Genomic DNA, 20,920 nt, shown 5'->3' on the forward strand with positions numbered 1-20,920 from the left:
GGGCGCCGCCGATGGCCAGGCGCCCTTATGTCGTTGCGCAGACTAGCAGCTTTTGAGGCGAAGGCGAGGCGGTGACGCGGGCGTAATGCCGCGCCCTCTCGCGTGTCAGAGCCAGGGCGGCAACCGGTCGAGGGCGATGAGATCCTCGACGCCGACGCGCGGCCGCACCACGGCGAAGGCATCGTCGCGGACCAGCACCTCGGGCACGAGAGCCCGCGTGTTGTAGGTGCCGGACTGCACCGCCCCGTAGGCGCCGGCCGAGGCGACGGCGAGAAGGTCGCCCGCCTCGGCCACGGGGAGCGACCGGTCCTTGGCGAGAAAGTCGCCGCTCTCGCAGACCGGACCGACGACGTCGGCGGTCACGAAGTCGGTATCTCCCGTCGGCTCCACCACGGGACGGATCTCGTGCCAGGCCTCGTAGAGGGTCGGCCGGATGAGGTCGTTCATCGCCGCGTCCACGATCAGGAAGGTGCGCCCCCCCTCTTCCTTCCGGTAGATCACGGAGGTGACGAGGATGCCGGCATTGGCGGCGATCAGCCGGCCCGGCTCGAAGATCACCTTCGCGCCGAGATCGCGCACATGACGCTTCACGATTTCGGCATAGGCCGGCGGACCCGGCGGCAGCTCGTTGGATTGGCGATAGGGCACGCCGAGGCCGCCGCCGAGGTCGATATGGGTGATGTCGTGGCCCCGCGCCCGCAGGCGGCGCACCAGTTCGGCGAGCTTTGCGAAGGCGAGGTCGAAGGGCTCGAGCTCGACGATCTGCGAGCCGATATGCATGTCGATGCCCGACACCGCGATGCCCGGCAGCGTGGCGGCGAGATCGTAGACCTCTTCGGCCCGCTCGAAGGCGATGCCGAACTTGTCGGATTTCTTGCCCGTCGAGATCTTGGCATGGGTGCGCGCATCGACGTCCGGGTTGATACGGAACGAGACGTGGGCGGTGCGGCCGGACGCAGAGGCTCGGCCTGAGATAGCGTGGAGCTCGGGCTCGGACTCGACGTTGAAGCAGAAGATGCCGGCATCGAGGCCGGCGTCGATCTCGGCAGCCGTCTTGCCGACGCCGGAGAACATGATCCTGTCCGCCGGGATGCCGGCCGCAAGCGCCCGCGCGAGCTCGCCGCCCGACACGACGTCGGCGCCGGCGCCGAGCGAGGCCAGCGTCTTCAGCACCGCCTGGTTCGAGTTCGCCTTCATGGCGTAGCAGACCGTGGCGTCGATGTCGGCGAAGGCCTCGGCGAAGACGCGGTAGTGGCGCGTCAGCGTCGCGGTGGAATAGCAGTAGAACGGCGTGCCGACGGCGGATGCGATCTCGCTGATGTCGACGCCCTCGGCATGAAGGACGCCGTCCCGGTACTCGAAATGGTTCATGGCCTAGTTCAGGAGCTCGTCGAGCGCGAAACTCTTCTTGTCGGCGCCCGGGTTGGTGGTGATCTCGGTCGGCAGGACGGATCGGTCGTTGGCCAGCGGGGCGACCTTGGGCAGGCGCGCGGTGCCCAGCGCGTCGGGCACGACGGCGCGCGACACCTGTCCGTCGGCGCGCGTCGCCACGGGCACGGCCTTGCGCCCGCAGCCGGACAGCGCCAGGACGGCCACGAGGCCGAGACAGATCGCGTAAGCTGGTTTGGTCATCCTGTCCGGCATCCCGTCGTCCATCCGCCCGAGCGCGCGGGGCTCGGCTGCCTAGTGCTTACCCCGTCCGCGCGGCTTTCTCTAGCCTTCCGCGGCGAGCCGCTCGCGCCAGGCCTTCGCCTGCGCCCGCACGCCCTCCGGCGCGGTGCCGCCGAAGCTCGTGCGCGAGGCGACCGAAGCGTCCACCGACAGGACCGAATAGATCTCCTCGCCGATCAGCGCCTCGATCGACTGGAGATCGGCCAGCGCCAGATCCTCGAGCGCCACGCGCCGCTCCTCGGCCAGCGCCACCACACGGCCTGTCACGTGATGGGCCTCGCGGAAGGGCAGTCCGAGCTCGCGCACCAGCCAGTCGGCAAGGTCCGTCGCCGTCGAGAAGCCGGCGCCCGCCGCCGCGCGCATCTTGGCCGCGTTCACCTGGAGATCGCTCACCATGCCGGTCATGGCGGCGATCGCGAGAGCGAGGCTGTCGACCGCGTCGAAGACCTGCTCCTTGTCCTCCTGCATGTCCTTGGAATAGCTGAGCGGCAGGCCCTTCATGATCGTGAGGAGCGCCACCAGCGAGCCGGCGATGCGGCCCGTCTTGGCGCGCACAAGCTCGGCGGCGTCCGGGTTCTTCTTCTGCGGCATGATCGAGGAGCCGGTGGAGAAGGCGTCGGACAGGCGCACGAAGTCGAACTGCGGCGTCGACCAGATCACGATCTCTTCCGCGAGACGTGAGAGGTGCGTGGCGCAGATCGAGGCGGCGGCCAGGAACTCCAGCGCGTAGTCTCGGTCGGAGACCGAATCCAGGGAGTTGCGCGTCGGCTCGCGGAAGCCGAGCGCCTCGGCCGTGCGGTGGCGGTCGATCGGGAAGCCGGTGCCGGCGAGCGCAGCGGCGCCGAGCGGCGATTCGTCCATGCGCCGGATCGCGTCCTGCACACGGCCCCGGTCGCGTCCGGCCATCTCGACATAGGCAAGGCAATGGTGGCCGAAGGTCACGGGCTGGGCAGCCTGGAGATGGGTGAAGCCCGGCATCACGGTCGCCGCGTGCTCCTCGGCACGGGCGATGAGCGCCTCCTGCAGCGCCCGAAGCGCGCGGTCGAGGTCGCGCGCCGCGCCCTTGACGAACAGGCGGAAGTCCACCGCCACCTGATCGTTGCGCGAGCGCGCGGTGTGCAGGCGCCCGGCGGCCGGACCGATCAGCTCGGCGAGGCGCGCCTCGACGTTCATGTGGATGTCCTCGCGCGCCTTCGAGAAGGAGAAGCGGCCCTCCTCGATCTCGGCGCGGACGAGTTCGAGCCCCCGCCTGATTTCCGCCGCGTCGGCGGCCGAAATGATCCCTTGCGCGCCGAGCATCTCGGCATGGGCGATCGACCCGGCGATGTCTTCCCGGTAAAGGCGCTTGTCGAAGTCGATCGAGGCGTTGATCGCTTCCATGATCGCGCTGGGACCGGAGGCGAAGCGTCCGCCCCACATCTCGTTGCTCGTCGTCTTGTCCACGAAAAGGCCTTTCCTGCCGATGTCTGACCGCAAGCCCACCCCGCCCCCCGCCCCACGGCCGTGGGGCACCAAGCGGATCCTGAGCCTGGCGCTCGCCGGCGGACTGCTCGCCGGGGCCTTCGGCGTATACGTGATGGAAACGCGCTCTGGCAACGAAGCGGTGGCCTCCTGCCCGGCGGCGAAGGGCCTGGCATCGGCGCTGGATGCAGCCGCGCAGGGCGAGGTCGCCGCGATGCGCCCGCTCGACGCGCCGTTCGACGTCTCCACCCTCGCCTTCAAGGACGGCGGCGGCAAGGACACGAGCCTTGGCGCGATGAAGGGGCAGTCGCTCCTCGTCAACCTCTGGGCGACCTGGTGCGCGCCCTGCCGCGCCGAGATGCCGGCGCTGGACGAGCTGGAACGGGAGGCCGGCGACGAAAGCTTCGCGGTGGTGCCGATCAACGTCGACATGGGCGACGACGCCAAGCCGCGCGGCTTCTATGCCGAGACGGGCCTGAGATCCCTGCCCTATTTCCGCGACGAGACGATGGGCGTCTTCAACGACCTGAAGCGGCAGGGCGTGGCGCTCGGCCTGCCGGTGACCCTGCTGGTGGACGGCGAGGGTTGCGCGCGGGCCGCGATGAACGGCCCGGCGGAATGGGCAAGCCCCGACGGGCTTCGCCTGATCGACGCGCTGAAGGGCGGCGGCGGGGCCTGAGCCCCGGCCCCGAATCGATCAACGCGTCGGGACGGGCGTCTCGCCGCGATAGTCGTAGAAGCCGCGCTTCGTCTTGCGACCGAGCCATCCGGCCTCGACATATTTCACGAGAAGCGGGCACGGCCGATACTTCGAGTCGGCCAGCCCGTCGTGCAGCACCTGCATGATCGACAGGCAGGTATCGAGGCCGATGAAGTCGGCGAGCTGGAACGGACCCATCGGGTGGTTGGCGCCCAGCCGCATGGAGGCGTCGATCGACTCCACCGAGCCGACGCCCTCGTGGAGGGTATAGATCGCCTCGTTGATCATCGGGATCAGAACGCGGTTGACGATGAAGCCCGGGAAGTCCTCCGAGATCGTCATCGTCTTGTCGAGGCTGCCGACGAAGCGCTTGGAAATCTCGAAGACCGCGTCGTCGGTGGCGATGCCGCGCACGAGCTCGACGAGCTTCATGACCGGCACCGGGTTCATGAAATGGATGCCGAGGAAGCGCTCCGGCCGATCGGTGCCGGACGCCAGCCGCGTGATCGAGATGGACGAGGTGTTGGAGGCGAGGATCGCGTCGGGACGCAGGACCGGGCAGACCTGCGCGAAGATGCGCCGCTTGATCTCCTCCTTCTCCGTCGCCGCTTCGATCACGAGATCGGCGGGCGCGAGGTCGCCCGCCCCGTCGGCGGGCTTCAGACGCGCGATGGTGGCGTCGCGCGTGCCCGCGTCGAGCTTGCCGGCCGACACGAGACGCTCAAGACCGGCCGCGACCTTCTCGACGCCCTTGGTGGCAAGGTCCAGGCTGACGTCGTAGAGCACGACGTCGTAGCCCGCCTGGGCGCTGACCTGCGCGATGCCGGCGCCCATCTGCCCGGCGCCGATGACGCCCACCGTCCGAATCTCAGCCATGATCGATCACCCGCCCTGCGGTCAGAGCTTGTTCGTGAGTTCAGGGATGATCTGGAAGATGTCGCCCACCAGCCCGTAGTCGGCGACCTGGAAGATCGGGGCGTCCTCGTCCTTGTTGATGGCGACGATGACCTTCGAGTCCTTCATGCCGGCGAGATGCTGGATCGCGCCCGAGATGCCGCAGGCGACGTAAAGGTCGGGCGCCACGACCTTGCCGGTCTGGCCGACCTGCCAGTCGTTCGGGGCGTAACCCGCGTCGACCGCCGCGCGCGACGCGCCCACCGCCGCGCCGAGCTTGTCGGCGAGCGGCAGCATGACCTCGTCGAACTTCTCCTTCGACCCCAGCGCCCGTCCGCCCGACACGATGACCTTGGCGCCCGACAGTTCGGGACGCTCGGAATGGGCGACCGCTTCAGAAACGAACCGCGAGACGGCCGGGTCGCTCGCAGCCTCGACGCTCTCGACCTGCGCGGAGCCGCCCTCGCCCGTCGCCGCAAAGGCCGCGGTGCGCACGGTCAGCACCTTGATCCGGTCCGCCGAGCGCACGGTCTCCACCGCGTTGCCGGCATAGATCGGCCGCTCGAACGTATCCGCGCCGTGCACCGCGATGACGTCCGACACCTGCATCACATCGAGGAGCGCGGCCGCGCGCGGCAGGGCGTTCTTCAAGGCGGCGGTCGCCGGCGCGACGATGGCCTCGTAACTCGGGGCAAGCTGCACGACGAGCGCGGCCAGCGGCTCGGCGAGGTGGTGGCCGAGGCCCGGGGCGTCGGCATGCAGCACCTTGGCGACGCCCTGAAGCTTGGCGGCGGCCTCGGCCACAGCCGAGGACCCCGCGCCGGCCACGAGAACATGCACCTCGGCGCCGAGCTGGGCAGCGGCGGTCAGCGCCTTGGCGGTCTCGCCCGAAAGCGTCGTGTTGTCGTGTTCGGCGATCAGAAGCGTGGTCATGGAACGGATCTCGCGAAAAAGAGGAACGGGGCTGTGAGGCGCTGGCGGATCAGACCAGCCCGGCGCCCTTCAGCGCCGACACCAGCTCGTCCACCGAGCCGACCTTGACGCCCGCCATGCGCCCCTTCGGCTCGGCGACCTTCACCACTTCCAGACGGGGGCTGAGATCGACCCCGAACTCGGCCGCATCCCGCTCCTCCAGCGGCTTCTTCTTCGCCTTCATGATGTTGGGGAGCGAGGCATAGCGCGGCTCGTTGAGGCGAAGGTCCGTGGTGATGATGGCGGGCAGCTGGAGGCCGACCGTCTGCAGGCCGCCGTCCACCTCGCGCGTTACGGCCAAACCGCCGTCCGCCACCTCGACCTTGGAGGCGAAGGTGCCTTGCGCCCAGCCGAGAAGCCCCGCCAGCATCTGGCCGGTCTGGTTGCAGTCGTCGTCGATCGCCTGCTTGCCGAGGATCACGAGGTCGGGCTTCTCGGCTTCGACGACGCCCTTCAGGAGCTTGGCGACGGTGAGCGGCTCCAGCCGTCCTTCCGCCTTGACGAGGATGCCGCGGTCGGCGCCCATCGCGAGCGCGGTGCGGATCGTCTCCTGCGCCTGGGGCACGCCCGCCGACACGACCACGATCTCGGTCGCCACACCCTTCTCCTTCAGGCGCAGCGCCTCTTCCACCGCGATCTCGTCGAACGGGTTCATCGACATCTTCACGTTGGCGAGCTCGACGCCCGTCCCATCCGCCTTCACCCGGACCTTCACGTTGTAGTCGACGACACGCTTCACGCAGACGAGGATCTTCATGCGGCGGGTTCCCTGGCTTGGCCCTCCGAGTCGCGCTCGGGGACGGTCTTCTCGGTCGCTCCCTTCTTACGAAGAGGGCGGCGTCGGTTCAAGCAAGCGGGCGGCAGTGCCGCTCCGCCCGGCGCCAGCGCCGCCATCGCGTTTCGACGCAGGCAACGCGACTCGGGGCTCGTCTAGCGGTTGGCGCCGGGAACCCAGAGAACGTCGCCCCGGCCCCCGTCGTTGGCATGGCGCGCGGCCACGAACAGGTAGTCCGACAGGCGATTGATGTATTTTAAGGCTGGCTCCGACACGCGCTCGCCGTCGCGTCGGGAGAGTTCGACCATATGTCGCTCGGCCCGGCGCGCCACGGTCCGCGCGACATGAAGATGGCTCGAGGCGGGCGTTCCCGCCGGCAGCACGAAGGAATTCAGCGGCTGGAGGTCGGCGTTGAGCCGGTCGATTTCCCGCTCCAGCCAGTCCACCTGCGATCCGGTGATCGCCAGCCGCTCGAAGGGCAACGGTTTGTCCGTTTCGGGCGTCGCGAGATCGGCACCGAGATCGAAGAGATCGTTCTGAATTCGCGAAAGGGCGGCGTCCAGGTCGGGTCCGGCATGCAGCCGCGCGACGCCGATCAGTGCGTTCGTCTCGTCCACCGTGCCGTAGGCCTCGATGCGCAGGTCGCTCTTGACGCGCCGCTCGCCGCTGCCAAGCGCCGTCGTGCCCTTGTCGCCCGTGCGCGTGTAGATCTTGGTCAGTCGCACCATGGTCTGCGGATCCCCCGTTGCTTCGTGCGGCCCCATCTAGGACGGCTCGGCCCGAGGGAAAACTCGCGCTCAGCGCGCGAAGTAGAGGGCGCCCACGATCACGGCGACGGCGATCGCCTGCAGCATGACGCGGGCGCGCATCAGCTTCTGCGAGGTGTTGCCGGGGCCGCCGCGCATCATGTTGGCAAGGCCCATCACGAGGACCACGGCGACCGCGATCATGAAGACTACGGCGAGGATGGTGAAAAACGTCGACATCTGGCTCTTTCCGGCGAGGAACCGCTGCGGCTGATATAGGATTTCCGGGCCCGTTGCGCGAGCGCCGCGACCTCATGCCTCGCGTCGGCGTCGCCCGAACCCGAGGGCTCCGGTCGCCGCCGCGACGCCACCCGCCGCGAGCGCCATGCCCAAAAGCTGCACCGGGGTCAGCGCCTCGCCGAAGAGGACAAAGGTCTGAAGGGCGGTCACGGCCGGCACGAGGTACATGAGCGAAGCGACGCGCGACACCGCCCCCTCGCGGATGAGATAGAGCAGGAGAAAGATCGCCCCGATCGAGAGCATCAGCGTCAGCCAGAGAAGCGCGAAGGCGAGTTCGCTCGTCCAGTCGACGCGCATGGTCTCGAAAGCGTAGGCCGCCATAAAGGTCGGCAGCAGCGCGCCGACATACTGGACCGCCGTGCCGATGCGCAGATCCAAAGTGCCGACGAACCGTTTCTGCCAGACCGTGCCGAGCGAGATGCCGGCGACCGCGAGCAGCGCCGGGGCGAGCTGGCCGAAGGAGAAGCCGCTGGCTTGGCCGAGCTTGGGCGCGACCACGAGCGCGACGCCGAGGAGCCCGACGCCCAGCCCCAGCCCGTGTCGCGCGGTGAGACGCTCGCCGACCAGCGAGGACGCCAGGAACGCGGTCAGGAGCGGCTGGAGGCCGGCCACGAGCGCGGCGACGCCGGCCGGAAGGCCGTGGCGCACCGCATAGAAGACACCGCCGAGATACAGGCCATGGATCAGGCTGCCGGCGAAGGCAGCGTGGGCGAGTCGCGGTGCGGTGACATCCCTCGCGCCGCGAAGCGCGAACGCCGCGATCGGCAGGAGGATGACGAGCGCCAGCGCATACCGCATCGCCAGGAACGTGAAGGGCTCGGCATGGGGCATCGCATAGCGTGCACCGACGAAGCCGGTGGACCACAGAAACACGAAGATGGCGGGAAAGAAGGGCAGAAACCGGCGCAACGCCTCGAGTCCTTTCGAATGCCGCCGGGGGCTCCAGGGAACCCCGCACGTGTGCCCCGCGATACCAGCAGCATCGCTCGCGTCAAGACCCGGCCGCGTCCGCGCGCCTCGCCTCGCCATCCCCGCTGGTCTATGCGGGGGCACGAACCGACCTCGCCGAGAAACCATGACGCTTGTTCTTTCCGTCGTCGCCCCGATCTTCCTCCTGATCGCGCTCGGAACCCTGTCGGCGAAGTCCGGCTACCTGCCGGCTTCGACGGGCGATGCCTTGTCCGGCTTCGTGTTCAAGGTCGCGGTGCCCGCCCTGATGTTCCGCACCGTGGCGACCGCCCATTTCGGCGAGGCCAACCCGCTCTTCCTCTGGATCGCCTATTTCGCGGGCGTCGCGCCGGTCTATGCCGCCGGCATGTGGATCGGTCGCCGCATGGCCGGCACCGATCGGCGTGGCGCGGTGATCGCCGGCGTTTCGGCGAGCTTCTCCAACCTCATCTTCGTCGGCGTGCCGATGACCGAGCGCGCCTTCGGGCGCGAAGGGCTCGATAGGCTGGCGCTGCTCCTGGCGATCCACCTGCCGACCATGATGCTGGTCTCGACGCTGCTTCTGGAGCACGCGGGGCTGGGGGATGCGCGCGACAGGGGCGAGACGGCCAGCTTCTCGCCGCGCCGCGTCGTCGGGCAGGTGATGCGCAATCTGTCGCGCAACGCCCTGGTGGCGGGCCTGGCGCTGGGGGCCTTGTGGCGCTGGACGGGTCTGTCCCTCGAGGGGCCGCACGGCGAGGTCGTGCGCCTCGTCGCGGGAACGGCAGGACCGACGGCGCTGTTCGCGCTCGGCATGTCGATGGTGCGCTATCCCGTCGGCGGGAACCTCGCCGCCCCCCTGGCGCTGAGCGCCCTGGCGCTCCTGGTCCAGCCGCTCGTCGTCTACGCGATCGGCTCCGCACTCCTGCCGCCGCTGTGGCTCGGCGTCGCCGTCGCGGCGGCCGCATGCCCGGTCGGCGTCAACGCCTTCCTGTTCGCCACCCACTTCCGCACTGGCGAGCGCCTTGCGGCCGGCGTCATCGTCCTGTCGACGCTTCTGGCCGCCCTGACCCTCACGGGGTGGCTTGCGCTTCTGCGGTGAGCCCGACCATGCGGCGGATGTCGACCGGCGTCAGCCCCGCCTCGCGCAGCGCGCGCAGCGACACGTCGCCCCGGCTCTTGGCGAGCTTCTGCCCGTCCGGCCCGAGGATCAGGTCGTGATGATGGTAGACCGGCACGGCGAGGCCGAGAAGCGCCTGGAGCACCCGATGAACGGAGGTCGCGGCCAGGAGGTCGCGCCCGCGCACTACCCGGGTGACGCCCTGGATCGCGTCGTCCACCACGACCGACAGGTGATAGCTCGTCGGCGTGTCGCGGCGCGCCAGCACAACGTCGCCCCAGAGAGCGGGTTCGGCCGGGACATCCGCCGGCTCGCCGCCGCCCGTCTCGCGGAAGGCAAGCGGCGCGGCCAGCCGCTGGAGGGCGGCCTCCATGTCGAGCCGCCACGCGAAGGGCTCGCCGGCGGCGATTCGCGCCCGTCGCTCCGCCTCGGACAGAAGACGGTCGAGGCCGGGGTAGAGCGGCGCACCGTCGGGGTCCACGGCCCAGGGTCGCCCCTCCGCTTCCTCGAAGGCGGCGGCATGGCGCCGGATCTCGCCGCGCGTCATGAAGGCGGGATAGGCGAGCCCTTCTCCCACCAAGGCGTCGAGCGCCGCGCGGTAGCAGTCGAAATGCTCAGATTGGCGGCGTACGGATCCTTCATGAGCGAACCCGAGCCAGTCGAGATCCTGAAGAAGCATGGCCTCCAGGGCCGGTGTGCAGCGCGCGGGGTCGATGTCCTCCAGCCGCAGAAGGAGACGTCCCCCCTCCGCCCGCGCCAGATCGGCGTTGAGAAGCGCCGAGTAGGCATGGCCGAGATGCAGGAGCCCGTTGGGGCTGGGCGCGAAGCGGAAGACGGGCGGGTCGGCGGCCATGCCCTCCTATCTCATGCGGCCGGCCCGGCGCATAGGAGGGGCGGATGATCCGCACACAGGACGATGTGGACCGAGGCCTCGCCCGGCTTCTCCGGATCGATCCACGCCTCGTGCCGATCGCACGATCGGCAGGCCATGTGCCGCTGCGCCCGGGCTCGGCGGACCTGCCGGGCCTCGTCGCCACCGTGATCGCGCAGCAGGTTTCGCGGGCCAGCGCCACGGCGATCCTCGGCCGGCTCGCCGCCCTCGTGGACCTTTCGGATGCCGCCGCCCTGCTGCGTGCGTCCGACGAGACGCTGCGGCAGGCGGGCCTGTCGGGCGCGAAGGCCCGGACCCTGCGCGCGCTCGCCACCGCGATCGTCGCGGGCGGCCTCGATCTGCCCAGCATCGCGCGAGAGCCGCCGGAGACAGCGATCGGGTCCTTGACGGCCATACCCGGGATCGGCCCGTGGACCGCCGAATGTCATCTTCTGTTCGGGGTCGGTCATCCCGACATCTTTCCGGTGGGCGATCTCGCCCTGCGCGTCGCGGTCGGTCGGGGTCTCGGCCTCGGGGAGCGACCGTCCGAACGCGCCGTGGCGCAGGCGGCCACCCTGTGGTCGCCGCTCCGCTCCGTCGCCGCGCGGTTGTTCTGGGCCTATTATGCCGCGCTCCTGCGCCGGGATGCCGCGCCGCCCGCCGCGCCGGCCGCGCCCTTGCCGACGGAGGGCGGCTAGCGGCGCCTGTGCATGGCGTTTTGCCAGCAGCGCCAACGGCTTCACAAAGGCGACACGATAGGCCACGATAGTGTCGACGCATATGAAACGTGCATGAGCATACGGTTTCGCAAAACCAAGCTCCCGTTCTTGCGAAGCCGCTGCCTTGCGTGAAGGAGAAGCTCCTTGACGATCGCAGTGCCGTCTTCCTTGTCCCCGGCGCTTGTCCTGAACGCCGACTACCGGCCGCTCAGCTACTATCCGCTGTCCCTCTGGTCGTGGCAGGACGCGATCAAGGCCGTGTTCCTCGACCGCGTGACGATCCTCGCCGAATACGACCGTGCGGTTCACAGCCCGACCTTCTCCATGCGGCTGCCTTCGGTCGTCTGCCTGAAGTCCTACGTCAAGCCGGCCCGGCACCCGGCCTTCACCCGCTTCAACGTCTTCCTGCGCGACCGATTCCAGTGCCAGTACTGCGGCTCGCCGCACGAACTCACCTTCGACCACGTGATCCCGCGCTCGCGCGGCGGCCTAACCACCTGGGAAAACGTCGTCGCCGCCTGCTCGCCCTGCAACCTCAAGAAGGGCGGCCTGATGCCGCGCGACGCCGGCATGCATCCGCATCAGACGCCGTTCCAGCCGACGGTGCACGACCTGCACAACAACGGTCGTCAATTCCCGCCGAACTTCCTCCACGAGAGCTGGCTCGACTATCTCTACTGGGACACCGAGCTGGAAGCCGAATAGCGGCCCGCACGAGCGTCCCGGCCAAGCGGCTTCCGGTTCAGGCGAATCGGTCGCCGCGCGTCAGGGCACTGCGAAGGGCGAGCGCGGCGAGGCCCGCCGCGATCAGCGCGTTCCAGCCGGCGAGCGACACGCCGAGGATGCGCAGCGCCGCCTCCGAGCAGGACGGCGGACGCACTGCGTCGATCGACGACAGGAGGTCGCCCGACAGGTCGATCGCGGCGCCCGCCGCGCAGTCGGTCGGGCCGGGCCAGAAACCCCATTCGACGCCGGCATGGTAGACGCCGAGCCCGGCCGCCCAGATCATCAGTAGGCCCACGGCGACAAGCAGCGCGCGGGTGAGAAGCGGCGGCGCCCGGAACTTGGAGGACAGAAGCGCCGTGATCGCCACGGGAATGCCGATGTAGTAGGGCGTGCGCTGCTCGAGGCACAGCGCGCAGGGCATGTAGCCGCCGACGTGCTGGAACAGCAGCGCACCGCCCACCGTCGCAGCCATCCCGACCGCCAGAAGCGCCGCGGACAGGGTTTGGCGGAAGCCGGTGGCCCCTGCGAACGTGACATGCTGCGCCATTCTCGTCCCCGTTTCCGATCCCGGCCCGGACGACGGGCCGGACACGCCCCGCGCTATGGACGCTTTCGCGCTTTTCTGGCAAGAGGATCGCGGCGCCACCAAGGCGGCGCCCGTCGCGGGCGTGGCGGAATTGGTAGACGCAGCGGACTCAAAATCCGCCGTCCTCACGGATATGTCGGTTCGAGTCCGACCGCCCGCACCATCTCTTTTCTTCGTCGCAGCTGGCAAGGTCGGGTTCAGCCCCCAGCGGCGCCCGTCACCGTTGCGGCGCGAACCAGCCGAGCCCGTCGAGCGTGTCGCCGCGCGGCCGGTATTCGCAGCCGATCCAGCCATCGTAGCCCGCCGCGTCGAGCTTCTCGAACAGCCAGGGGTAGTTCACCTCGCCCCGATCGGGCTCGTGACGCTCCGGCACCGAGGCGATCTGGATGTGCCCGACCGTGGCCTGCGTCGCCTCGAACAGCCGCCACAGGTCGCCGTCCATGATCTGCGCGTGGTAGAGGTCCATCTGGACCTTGAGATTGGGGAGGCCGATCTCGGCGACGATCGCGTGCGCCTCGCGCTGGTGGTTCAGAAGATAGCCCGGCATGTCGCGTGTGTTGATCGGCTCGATCAGGAGGGTCAGCCCCTCGTCGGCGAGACGGCGTGCGGCGGACGCGATGTTGCGGCGGTAGAGATCGAGGGCGCGCTCGCGCTCCGTCCCCATGGGAACGAGGCCGGCCATGGCGTGGAGCCGCTCGCACCCGAGCGCCTTCGCGTAGGCGACGGCTGTCTCGACGCCTTGCGCGAACTCCGCATCGCGACCGGGCAGACACGCCAGGCCGCGCTCGCCGGCCGACCAGTCGCCGGGCGGCATGTTGAAGAGGGCCTGCGCGATGCCGCTCTCGCGCAGCCGTTCAGCGATGGCTTCCGCCTCCCATTCATAGGGGAACAGGAATTCGACGCCGGTGAAACCGGCCTTGGCGGCCTCCGCGAACCGATCGAGGAACGGCACCTCGTTGAACATCATGGTCAGGTTGGCGGCAAAGCGCGGCATGCGATGTCCTCGGGTGAAACGGGCTACCAGACGGCGCCGAAGGTTTCGCGTAGCGGCTGGATCTCGGCCTCGCTCAAGGTCCGCACCGGACGGCCCTGGAGAAGGAGCGAGAGGCGTGCGGTCTCTTCCAGCTCTTCCATCGCGGCGCAGGCGAGGCCAAGCGACGCCGCGGAGACGACCGGGCCGTGATTGGCCAGAAGCACGCAGGCGCGCTGCGGCGCGACCCCGGCCACCGCCTCCCCCATCGCCGGATCGCCCGGGCGGAAATAGGGCAGGAGCGGCAGGCGCCCGACGCGCATCACGAAATAGGGGGTGATCGGGGCCATGCAGCTGTCCGCATCCAGCCCGTCGAGACAGGACAGGGCGACGGCGTGCGGCGCGTGGAGATGGACCACGGCGCCGGTGCCCGGTCGGTTCTCGTAGAAGGCGCGGTGAAGGACGGCTTCCTTCGTCGGCTTGTCCCCGGACAGGAGGTTGCCCTCCCAATCGAGCTTGGAAATGCGCTCGGCCACGAGATCGCCGAGCCCGACATTGGTCGGCGTCATCAGCCAGCCGTCCTCCAGCCGGGCGCTGAGGTTCCCCGAGGTGCCGGGCGCAAGGCCCAGCCCGCGAAACGCCCGGCCGGCCGCGACCAGTTCCTCGCGAAGGCGCGTTTCGGCGGATCGCATCGTCATCGCACCATCCCGAAGGCGCGGGTCATGATGTCGGGTCCGCCGAAGTTGCCGGACTTCAAGGCGAGCGCCAGCGGCGCCCCGCTGCCCGCGCTCTGCGTCCAGGGCACGCCGGGATCGATGGTCGGCCCGATGCGCAGGCTCGTGACGCCGAGCGCGCCGACGACGGCTCCGGAGGTTTCGCCGCCCGCGACGAGAATGCGCCGCACGCCGCCCTCGTCGACCAGTCGGCGGGCGACCGTTGCAAGCGCTCGCTCCACCGTCTCGCCGGATTCTCCCGTGCCGTAGCGCGACTGGACCTCCTGCAGGCGCTCGGGTTCCATGCTGGCATGGACGAGAACGGGGCCCTCACTGACCCCCGACGTCGCGAAGGCGACAAGCGCATCGACATGCGCCTCGAAACCGGCAAACAGCGCATCCACATCGACCGCCATCGCCGGCATGCGGGCCTTGGCATGCCCGACCTGCGCCAGGGTCGCCCGCGAGCAGCTTCCGGCGAGCACCAGGGCATGGCCACCGACGGCATCGAGGTCGGCGGCATCCCGGCGCGGCGCGAAGCCTGGAAAGGTCGCGGGCACCGTCAGGCCGAGGCCGGAGCCGCCGGTCAGAAGCGCAAGATCGGCCGAGCCTTCGGCGATCGCGGCGAGATCGTCGTGGTCCAGCGTGTCGCAGACGGCGATGCCGACCCCCTCCCTCTTCAGCTCGGCGATGCGGGCGCGCACGCCCGCAGTCCCCTTCGCCAGCGCGTGATGGCTGAGAAGACCGACCCGGCGGCGCGTCTGCGGCTGGAGGACGCGCGGCAGAAAGGCATCGCGCATCGGTGTCAGCGGATGGTCCTGCATGCCGCTTTCGTTGAGGAGGACGTCGCCGGCAAACAGATAGCCGTTGTAGACGGTGCGCCGGTTGGCGGGCAGCGAGGGCACGGCCAGCGTGAATTCCTCGCCGAGGTCGTCGAGGAGCGCGTCCGCCACGGGGCCGATATTGCCGTCGGGCGTCGAATCGAAGGTCGAGCAATACTTGAAGTAGAAGCGCTCGGCGCCTTCCCGGCGCAGCCAGTCCAGCGCCTGCAACGACAGGCGCACGGCCTCCTGCGGCGCGACGGTGCGCGATTTCAGCGAAACGACGACGGCGTCGCAATCGGCATCGAGCGGGCCCAAGGGCGTGCCGATCGTCTGAACCACGCGCATGCCGACCGAGACGAGCTGGCTGGCGAGGTCCGTCGCGCCGGTGAAGTCGTCGGCGATGCAGCCGAGGCGGGGAGCGGCAGTCATGGCTCAGCCCTTGTCGCCGCGCGCCGGCAGCGCCACGCCGGGGAATATCTTGACCACCGCCGCGTCGTCCTCGCGCCCCAGCCCCATGGCGGAGGCCTGCGTGAACATCTGCAGCGCCTGCGCGGTCAACGGCAGCGGGAACTTGCGGGCGTGAGCACTGCCGTGGACGAGGCCGAGATCCTTGACGAAGATGTCCACCGCCGAGCGTGGCGCGTAGTCGTCGTCGAGGATATGCGGCACGCGGTTCTCGAACATCCAGGAATTGCCGGCGCTCGCCGTGATGACCTCGAACAGCGCCTTCGGATCGCAGCCGCCCGATATGCCGTAGGCCATGGCCTCGGCCGCAGCGGCGATATGGACCCCGGCAAGGAGCTGGTTCACGAGCTTGACCTGCGAGCCCGCCCCGATCTCCGGCCCGAGGTCGAAGACGCGCGCGGCCACCGCATCGAAGGCAGGCCCGGCCTTGGCGAAGGCCTCGGGCGCGCCCGACGCCATGACCGTGATCTCGCCCGTCGCGGCCTTCGCCGCGCCGCCGGAGATCGGGCCGTCGATGAAGTGCAGCCCGGCGGCGAGGATCGGCTGACTGAGCGCCCGAACGGCATCCGGCGCACAGGTGGCGCATTGCACGACGACGGTGCCCGGCCGCATCGCGGCGACGGCCCCGGCTTCGCCGAGGAGCGCGGTGTGCGCCTGTTCGGCGTTGACCACGACGCAGAAGAGGACGTCCACCGCCGCGCCCACCTCGGCGGGCGAGCCGCAAGCGCGGCCACCCTGCCGTGCGAAGGCCTGCGCAGCCGACGAATTCGGATCGAAACCCGATGTCTCGATGCCGGCACGCACGAGGGAAGCGGCCATGCCGAGCCCCATGGAGCCGAGGCCGACGACGCCGGCGCGGATCGATGCTGTGGTCATCTCTCGGGTCCTCCCCCCTTGAGCCGGAATGCGCCGGGCGACGCGCTAGCGAATCGCGGCCCTTTCCCGGCGGACCGACCCTAGCCGTCATGCGCCGCTCTGGCGACATGGCGGTTCACGACAGATCGTGCAGTTCCCTCCCGAGGTGGGGGACGAGCAAGAAGTCTGAGAAGCGGACGTCGAGACCGCCGCGCTCCGGCGTGCAGCACATCGGGCCGACGTGGTAGCGGGGCGCTTCGGGAAACGGGCAGAGCCGCAGCAGCGGCCAGCGAACCCCGTCGGTGGAAACCTGCAGCCGCAGGACGCCCCGGCGCAGCGAAGCGCGCAGCCGAAAATCCGACGCATCGCCGGCGAACGGCCCGGTCGCCCAATCCGATCGACCATCGGTGACGACGCTTCCAGCCAGGGCCTCGCCGTCCGAGACTTCCACGCCGAACTTCACCCAGCGACGCTCGTCGACCCGCACCATCAGCCCGGCCTGGTCGTAGAGCTTCTGGAACCCCGCCCGCACCCGAACCTCGGCGGTGAACCCGTCACCGGTCTCGAGACCCAGGAAATGCCCGCTGTCACGCGTGAAGCCGTAATGCGTCTCGCGCCAGAAATCGGTCCCCTCGCCGGTGGTCACGTCGAGAGTGCCGTCGATCAGCGCATGGACGGGCGGCTCGTTCAGCCATCGTCCGGTCGACAGGTCGCTCATTCGTCCTACCCCTCCCCCCGATTGAAAACCTTTGCCGTCCGCCAAGCGGATGGTGATGCAGGCTTTCCCTGTTTCAAAGGCCTTTGAGGAGCCTGCACTATCGCGGCGACGGATGTCCGCGCTGCGCCGCGAGCCACGCCGGCTTGGCGCTCACGCGGGTGCGAAGGGCAGCGGACGGCTGACGACCCGCACCCTTAGTCCAGGCTCTGCTGGCGCGATTCCACATCCACGAGACGGATCGCAAGGGCCGCCAGGACCAGAAGCGCCGACAGGGCGCCGAGCGCCGCCGTGAAATCGGCGGCCATCAGCGGCGCCACGATCGAGGGCGCGAGAAGTCCGCCGAGGCGTGCCACGGCGCCGGCCGTGCCCATGCCGGTCGCGCGCAGCGGCGTGGGATAGATCTCCGGCGTGAAAGCGTAGATCGCCCCCCACGTGCCAAGGAGCGCGAACGACAGAAGCAGCGTCGACCCGACCACGAGGGCCGTCGCCGAACCGAGGCTGAACAGCATGCACCCCGCCGCGCTGAGAAGGAGAAAGCCGATCAGCGTCGGCCTGCGGCCCCATCGCTCCACGCCATAGGCGGCGAGCGCATAGCCGGGAAGCTGCACCAGCGCGATCAGCACCAGGAACTCCGGCCCGCGCAGGAACCCGAAGCCTTCGCCTGCGAGGCGCACCGGAAGGTAGACGAAGACGCCGTAGTAGGAGACGGAGATCAGCGCCCAGGCGAGGAGAACGAAGGTCGTCCGGCGGCGAAGCACGGGAGAGAACAGGGCCGCGAGCGGCGGCTTCGTCGCCGCTTCGGCGCGGAGCGCCTCGATCGTGGCAGCGGAACCATTGGCGCGCGCCACCCGCTGCAGCACCTGTCGGGCCTCCGCCGCCCGGCCGGACTTGGCGAGGTACAGCGGCGTCTCGGGCACCGAGAAGCGCAGCACGAGGCCGAGAAGCGCCGGCAGGCCGGTGCACAGGAAGATAGTCCGCCAGGCTTCGCCGCCGTGGCTTCCCGCAAAGAGGGCGATGATCGCGAGTGCGATCGTGCCGACCGCCCAGAAGGATTCCAGCATCACCAGCCAGCGGCCGCGCCGGTCGGAAGGCAGGAACTCGGCCATCATCGTGTAGTCCACCGGCAGCGTGCCGCCGACGCCGACGCCCGTCAGAAAGCGCAATGCGAGGAGCGTGGTCGGGTCGGGCGCGAAGGCGGAGGCGATGCCGAAGATCGCATCGATCAGCACGGAGACGATCAGCACCGGGCGGCGGCCGAACCGATCGGCGAGACGCCCGAACACGAAGGCGCCGATCAGCATGCCGACGAAGAACAGGGTCCCGGTCTGGAGCGCCTCCGGAACGGAGATACCGAAGCTCGCGGCGATCGACGGCGCGGTGAAGCCGATGGCGAGCACCTGCATCGCATCGGCCGCCCAGACGAGACCGAAGACGGCGAACAGGCGATACTGGAACCGCCCGACACCCGCCGCCCGGATGCCCTCCTCGACCGTCATGGTGTCCGGCATGCGCATGGTCCCCTGCCGACAGTGTGCGGGATCGGCGGATGCACCGTCGCCGCCCTCACCGATCCCGCTCGGATGGCGAGCGGCGTCTTTTCTCGCCTGCGCCGCCTCTGGCATGCAACGCATAACGGGCCGCGCCGGTGCATCCTGGCAGGATTTGCACAGGCCGTCGTCCCCGTCCGCGGTCCGCTGCCGGCCCCAGCGCCGAGTTCAGCGGCAGCGGGAAAGCTGCGCCGCGTAGCGCCGCGACATGTCCTGCGCCCGCTTGGCGCCCCGCAGTGCCTCCGGCCGTTTCCGCCAGACCCCGCGCTCGAACCCGGCATGGCCGGAATGGTAGGCGAGATACAGGCGGTAGGCATCGCCCTTGTCGATGCCGAGCCGTCGGCTCGAATCGGCATGGTACCAGCCGATGAAGCGGACTGCGTCGGCGAAATCGTTGCGCCGGTCGGCATGACGGCCGGTGCGGCGCTGGTAGTCGTCCCATGTTCCGTCGAGAACCTGAGCGTAGCCGTAGGCGGTGGAGATGCGCTTGCCGGGAATGAAGCCGAGGATCCAGCGCCGCGGCGGCCGGGCACGGGCCTCGAAGTTCGACTCGGCCTGGATCGTCGCCATCAGGACATGGACGGGCACGCCGAACTCGGCCGACGCCCGTTCGGCATCCCGGCGCCAGTCGGCGAGCAGCCCGTCGCGCTGACTGAAGATGGCGCAGGCGTTGCCGGTGCTCTTGGGCGCCGAAGCGCAGCCCGCGAGAGCCAGGACGGCCAGAAGGCCGGGGATCGCAAGAACGCGCATGAACTGTCCCCCTTTCGCGGGGGACGCTACGGGGCGGCTGTTAACGGAGCGTTATCCCAACCGTCCCTCCCTGACCCATGATCGGCGCGCCGCCATCGGCCTTGCACCGGGTTCGGCTTCGATGAAGTTCCGTCCCCTGCGTCGGCTGCAGGGCTGCCTTGCGCCGTCGAGATAGCGAGAGGCTGCAAGTCTGGCATGCGGTCTTAGCGCTCCTGTTCCCGCTGCCGACCGCCTATGTTCAGCCTGTCGAAAGAAACCGAAAACGCGGCCACCACCGACGAGAGGCCGCACAGAAAGGACGATCCCATGCGCTTCGCCAATGCCCTCCGCTCCTTCCGCAAGGCTCGCGAAACCGCCAGCGAGTTGAATAGGCTTTCCAACCGCGAGCTCGCCGATCTCGGCATCTCGCGCTCGGACATCCCGGCTCTGGCCCGCCAAGCCAGCCGCTAAGAGTTTTCACGAGTTTCGCCTCGGCCAACCTCCTCCCAAAGGCCGTAGCGGATCGAAGCCCGCGATCCTCCCTCGCTGGCTTTACCCATGACGCCCTGCCGGTCCTCCCCCGGCGGGGCGTTCTGCGTTTGGGGGCGCTCTGACTGCCGAGGTGTTGGGTAGGGTGTGCCGAAGACGGCGGGAGAAGACATCGGCATGGGCGATCCTCCCCGCGTCCTTGGTTCGGCTTCGCCGCCAAGCGCTTGATCCCTGCGCATCGAACTGATGCCGGAGACCCTCTCGGGTTCCCTCAGTCCGCCGGCAGCGCGGCCGACTGGAGGCCGATGAGGAGATCGCGGATGGCGGCCGGTTGCACCGTCAGGGCGACGGCGTCGCCGGATCCGGTCATGCCGAACACGGCGATCGTGCCGTCCTCGTGGGGCTCGACGCGCTCGACACGGGCCAGGGTGACGCTCCTGAAGCGACGATCCTTCACCATTGCACTCCCTGCTTCACGCCATCGATCATCGATCGTGCTCGTTCATGAAAGGCGAAGCCGGCGGAAAGCCGCCGGCCCCGCGACGGTTCGAACCGCTCAGAACTCTTCCCAGTTGTCCTGGAGGGTTGCGAGGGCGGCGTTGCCCTGGGCGGTGGGCTTCATCTGGACGGCGGGCCGCGGGTTAGCGCGCCGGGCGATGCCGGCCGTGCGCTGGTGGGCACGCTCGCTCTGGCGGGCATGGTTGGCGGTGGCCGCCGTCCGGAACTCGGCGATCAGGCGGGCCAGCTCGTCGGTCTCGGACGCCAGCGTCTGCGCCGCCGCCGTCGCCTGTTCCACCATCGCCGCGTTCTGCTGGGTCACCTTGTCCATCTGGTCGGCCGCCGTCGACACCTCGCGCAACGACACCGCCTGCTCCTGCGCCCGGCGCGCGATCTCCGACACGACCCGGCTGACGTCGCCGACCTCCAGGATGATCTCCGACAGGCTCTTGCCCGACGCGGTGACGAGCTCGACGCCCGACGCCACCTGGTCGCCCGACGCCTGGATCAGGTCCTTGATCTCTTTTGCCGCCTCGGCCGAGCGCTGGGCAAGGCCGCGCACCTCCTGCGCCACCACCGCAAAGCCCCGGCCCGCCTCGCCGGCGCGCGCGGCCTCGACGCCGGCGTTCAGCGCCAGGAGGTTG

25 protein-coding genes and 1 tRNA gene are annotated in these 20,920 nt (G+C 69.5%); 6 read left to right on the forward strand and 20 right to left on the reverse strand.

The features are described from left to right. Window positions 1-105 precede the first annotated feature (105 nt). From lysA to argH, 3 genes are all read right to left on the reverse strand, one after another. Entirely contained in the window at window positions 106-1,371 is a 1,266-nt protein-coding gene (lysA, locus tag AUL34_RS02900; protein WP_061930914.1) for a diaminopimelate decarboxylase, read from the reverse strand. Window positions 1,372-1,374: 3 nt separating this feature from the next. Beyond that, window positions 1,375-1,632, reverse strand: coding sequence for a hypothetical protein (locus AUL34_RS02905; protein ID WP_156420754.1), 258 nt, complete (start codon window positions 1,630-1,632; stop codon window positions 1,375-1,377). A gap of 81 nt (window positions 1,633-1,713) precedes the next feature. Next, entirely contained in the window at window positions 1,714-3,090 is a 1,377-nt protein-coding gene (gene argH / locus AUL34_RS02910) for an argininosuccinate lyase (RefSeq protein WP_061931006.1), read from the reverse strand. A 43-nt stretch (window positions 3,091-3,133) separates the two neighbouring features. On the opposite strand from argH, the gene AUL34_RS02915 reads away from it, so the two are divergent. Further along, on the forward strand, window positions 3,134-3,811 hold the full coding sequence (locus AUL34_RS02915) for a TlpA disulfide reductase family protein (RefSeq protein ID WP_061930921.1): 678 nt from the start codon (window positions 3,134-3,136) through the stop codon (window positions 3,809-3,811). Between the two features lie 18 nt (window positions 3,812-3,829). Here the strand turns inward: AUL34_RS02915 and AUL34_RS02920 are convergent, their stop codons facing one another. The 6 genes from AUL34_RS02920 to AUL34_RS02945 form a co-directional block, all read right to left on the reverse strand. After that, window positions 3,830-4,708 carry a 3-hydroxybutyryl-CoA dehydrogenase gene (locus tag AUL34_RS02920; protein WP_061930924.1) on the reverse strand — a complete coding sequence of 293 codons (879 nt, stop codon included), beginning with the start codon at window positions 4,706-4,708 and terminating at the stop codon, window positions 3,830-3,832. 21 nt (window positions 4,709-4,729) lie between these two features. Then, complete coding sequence (locus tag AUL34_RS02925) at window positions 4,730-5,659, reverse strand: electron transfer flavoprotein subunit alpha/FixB family protein (protein ID WP_061930927.1); 930 nt, start codon at window positions 5,657-5,659, stop codon at window positions 4,730-4,732. 49 nt (window positions 5,660-5,708) lie between these two features. Further along, window positions 5,709-6,455, reverse strand: coding sequence for an electron transfer flavoprotein subunit beta/FixA family protein (locus AUL34_RS02930; RefSeq protein WP_061930929.1), 747 nt, complete (start codon window positions 6,453-6,455; stop codon window positions 5,709-5,711). A 173-nt stretch (window positions 6,456-6,628) separates the two neighbouring features. Continuing rightward, window positions 6,629-7,201, reverse strand: a complete 573-nt coding sequence (locus tag AUL34_RS02935) for a cob(I)yrinic acid a,c-diamide adenosyltransferase (protein ID WP_061931009.1) — start codon at window positions 7,199-7,201, stop codon at window positions 6,629-6,631. A 69-nt stretch (window positions 7,202-7,270) separates the two neighbouring features. Beyond that, complete coding sequence (locus AUL34_RS02940) at window positions 7,271-7,459, reverse strand: twin transmembrane helix small protein (protein ID WP_061930932.1); 189 nt, start codon at window positions 7,457-7,459, stop codon at window positions 7,271-7,273. Between the two features lie 72 nt (window positions 7,460-7,531). Next, on the reverse strand, window positions 7,532-8,428 hold the full coding sequence (locus tag AUL34_RS02945) for a DMT family transporter (RefSeq protein ID WP_244492420.1): 897 nt from the start codon (window positions 8,426-8,428) through the stop codon (window positions 7,532-7,534). 166 nt (window positions 8,429-8,594) lie between these two features. Between AUL34_RS02945 and AUL34_RS02950 the strand changes: the two genes are divergently transcribed. Then, window positions 8,595-9,548 (forward strand): AEC family transporter, encoded by a 954-nt coding sequence (locus AUL34_RS02950; RefSeq protein WP_061930934.1) that lies wholly within the window; start codon window positions 8,595-8,597, stop codon window positions 9,546-9,548. Here the strand turns inward: AUL34_RS02950 and gluQRS are convergent. Beyond that, a complete protein-coding gene (gene gluQRS, locus AUL34_RS02955) occupies window positions 9,520-10,419 on the reverse strand; it encodes a tRNA glutamyl-Q(34) synthetase GluQRS (RefSeq protein WP_061930938.1) in 900 nt (299 codons plus the stop codon). The genes AUL34_RS02950 and gluQRS overlap by 29 nt on opposite strands. A gap of 44 nt (window positions 10,420-10,463) precedes the next feature. Between gluQRS and AUL34_RS02960 the strand changes: the two genes are divergently transcribed. After that, window positions 10,464-11,135, forward strand: coding sequence for a DNA-3-methyladenine glycosylase (locus AUL34_RS02960; protein WP_061930941.1), 672 nt, complete (start codon window positions 10,464-10,466; stop codon window positions 11,133-11,135). Between the two features lie 165 nt (window positions 11,136-11,300). Beyond that, window positions 11,301-11,861 carry an HNH endonuclease gene (locus AUL34_RS02965; protein ID WP_061930944.1) on the forward strand — a complete coding sequence of 187 codons (561 nt, stop codon included), beginning with the start codon at window positions 11,301-11,303 and terminating at the stop codon, window positions 11,859-11,861. Window positions 11,862-11,898: 37 nt separating this feature from the next. Here AUL34_RS02965 and AUL34_RS02970 read toward each other — a convergent pair whose 3' ends face one another. Continuing rightward, a complete protein-coding gene (locus tag AUL34_RS02970) occupies window positions 11,899-12,429 on the reverse strand; it encodes a disulfide bond formation protein B (protein WP_061930948.1) in 531 nt (176 codons plus the stop codon). A 115-nt stretch (window positions 12,430-12,544) separates the two neighbouring features. Here AUL34_RS02970 and AUL34_RS02975 point away from each other — a divergent pair. Next, window positions 12,545-12,631, forward strand: a tRNA-Leu gene (locus tag AUL34_RS02975). A 54-nt stretch (window positions 12,632-12,685) separates the two neighbouring features. Here the strand turns inward: AUL34_RS02975 and otnI are convergent. The 7 genes from otnI to AUL34_RS03010 all read right to left on the reverse strand — a co-directional run bounded on the left by otnI (window position 12,686) and on the right by AUL34_RS03010 (window position 19,310). Further along, window positions 12,686-13,462, reverse strand: coding sequence for a 2-oxo-tetronate isomerase (otnI, locus tag AUL34_RS02980; RefSeq protein ID WP_061930951.1), 777 nt, complete (start codon window positions 13,460-13,462; stop codon window positions 12,686-12,688). A 23-nt stretch (window positions 13,463-13,485) separates the two neighbouring features. Further along, window positions 13,486-14,136: a 3-oxo-tetronate 4-phosphate decarboxylase gene (gene otnC, locus AUL34_RS02985; protein ID WP_061930953.1), complete on the reverse strand. Its 651-nt coding sequence runs from the start codon at window positions 14,134-14,136 to the stop codon at window positions 13,486-13,488. Further along, the gene (otnK, locus tag AUL34_RS02990; RefSeq protein ID WP_061930956.1) at window positions 14,133-15,404 is read right to left on the reverse strand and encodes a 3-oxo-tetronate kinase; all 1,272 of its coding nucleotides are present in this window, start codon (window positions 15,402-15,404) and stop codon (window positions 14,133-14,135) included. The genes otnC and otnK overlap by 4 nt, the downstream gene beginning before the upstream one ends. Window positions 15,405-15,407: 3 nt before the next feature. Beyond that, entirely contained in the window at window positions 15,408-16,316 is a 909-nt protein-coding gene (gene ltnD / locus AUL34_RS02995) for an L-threonate dehydrogenase (protein ID WP_061930959.1), read from the reverse strand. A gap of 115 nt (window positions 16,317-16,431) precedes the next feature. Further along, window positions 16,432-17,013: a DUF1349 domain-containing protein gene (locus AUL34_RS03000; RefSeq protein WP_061930962.1), complete on the reverse strand. Its 582-nt coding sequence runs from the start codon at window positions 17,011-17,013 to the stop codon at window positions 16,432-16,434. 194 nt (window positions 17,014-17,207) lie between these two features. Further along, a complete protein-coding gene (locus AUL34_RS03005) occupies window positions 17,208-18,521 on the reverse strand; it encodes an MFS transporter (protein WP_061931015.1) in 1,314 nt (437 codons plus the stop codon). A 207-nt stretch (window positions 18,522-18,728) separates the two neighbouring features. Further along, on the reverse strand, window positions 18,729-19,310 hold the full coding sequence (locus AUL34_RS03010) for a transglycosylase SLT domain-containing protein (RefSeq protein ID WP_061930966.1): 582 nt from the start codon (window positions 19,308-19,310) through the stop codon (window positions 18,729-18,731). A gap of 306 nt (window positions 19,311-19,616) precedes the next feature. Between AUL34_RS03010 and AUL34_RS03015 the strand changes: the two genes are divergently transcribed. Continuing rightward, window positions 19,617-19,760 (forward strand): DUF1127 domain-containing protein, encoded by a 144-nt coding sequence (locus tag AUL34_RS03015; protein ID WP_082653122.1) that lies wholly within the window; start codon window positions 19,617-19,619, stop codon window positions 19,758-19,760. Between the two features lie 289 nt (window positions 19,761-20,049). On the opposite strand, the gene AUL34_RS03020 is transcribed toward AUL34_RS03015, so the two are convergent. Together AUL34_RS03020 and AUL34_RS03025 are read right to left on the reverse strand one after the other, a co-directional pair. Next, window positions 20,050-20,238, reverse strand: coding sequence for a hypothetical protein (locus AUL34_RS03020; RefSeq protein ID WP_061930972.1), 189 nt, complete (start codon window positions 20,236-20,238; stop codon window positions 20,050-20,052). Between the two features lie 96 nt (window positions 20,239-20,334). Then, window positions 20,335-20,920 (reverse strand): methyl-accepting chemotaxis protein (locus tag AUL34_RS03025; protein ID WP_244492421.1); only part of this gene is annotated, 586 nt, incomplete at its 5' end.

Origin of the sequence: Aureimonas sp. AU22, from assembly GCF_001463745.1 — a bacterium.
Lineage (GTDB): Bacteria > Pseudomonadota > Alphaproteobacteria > Rhizobiales > Rhizobiaceae > Aureimonas.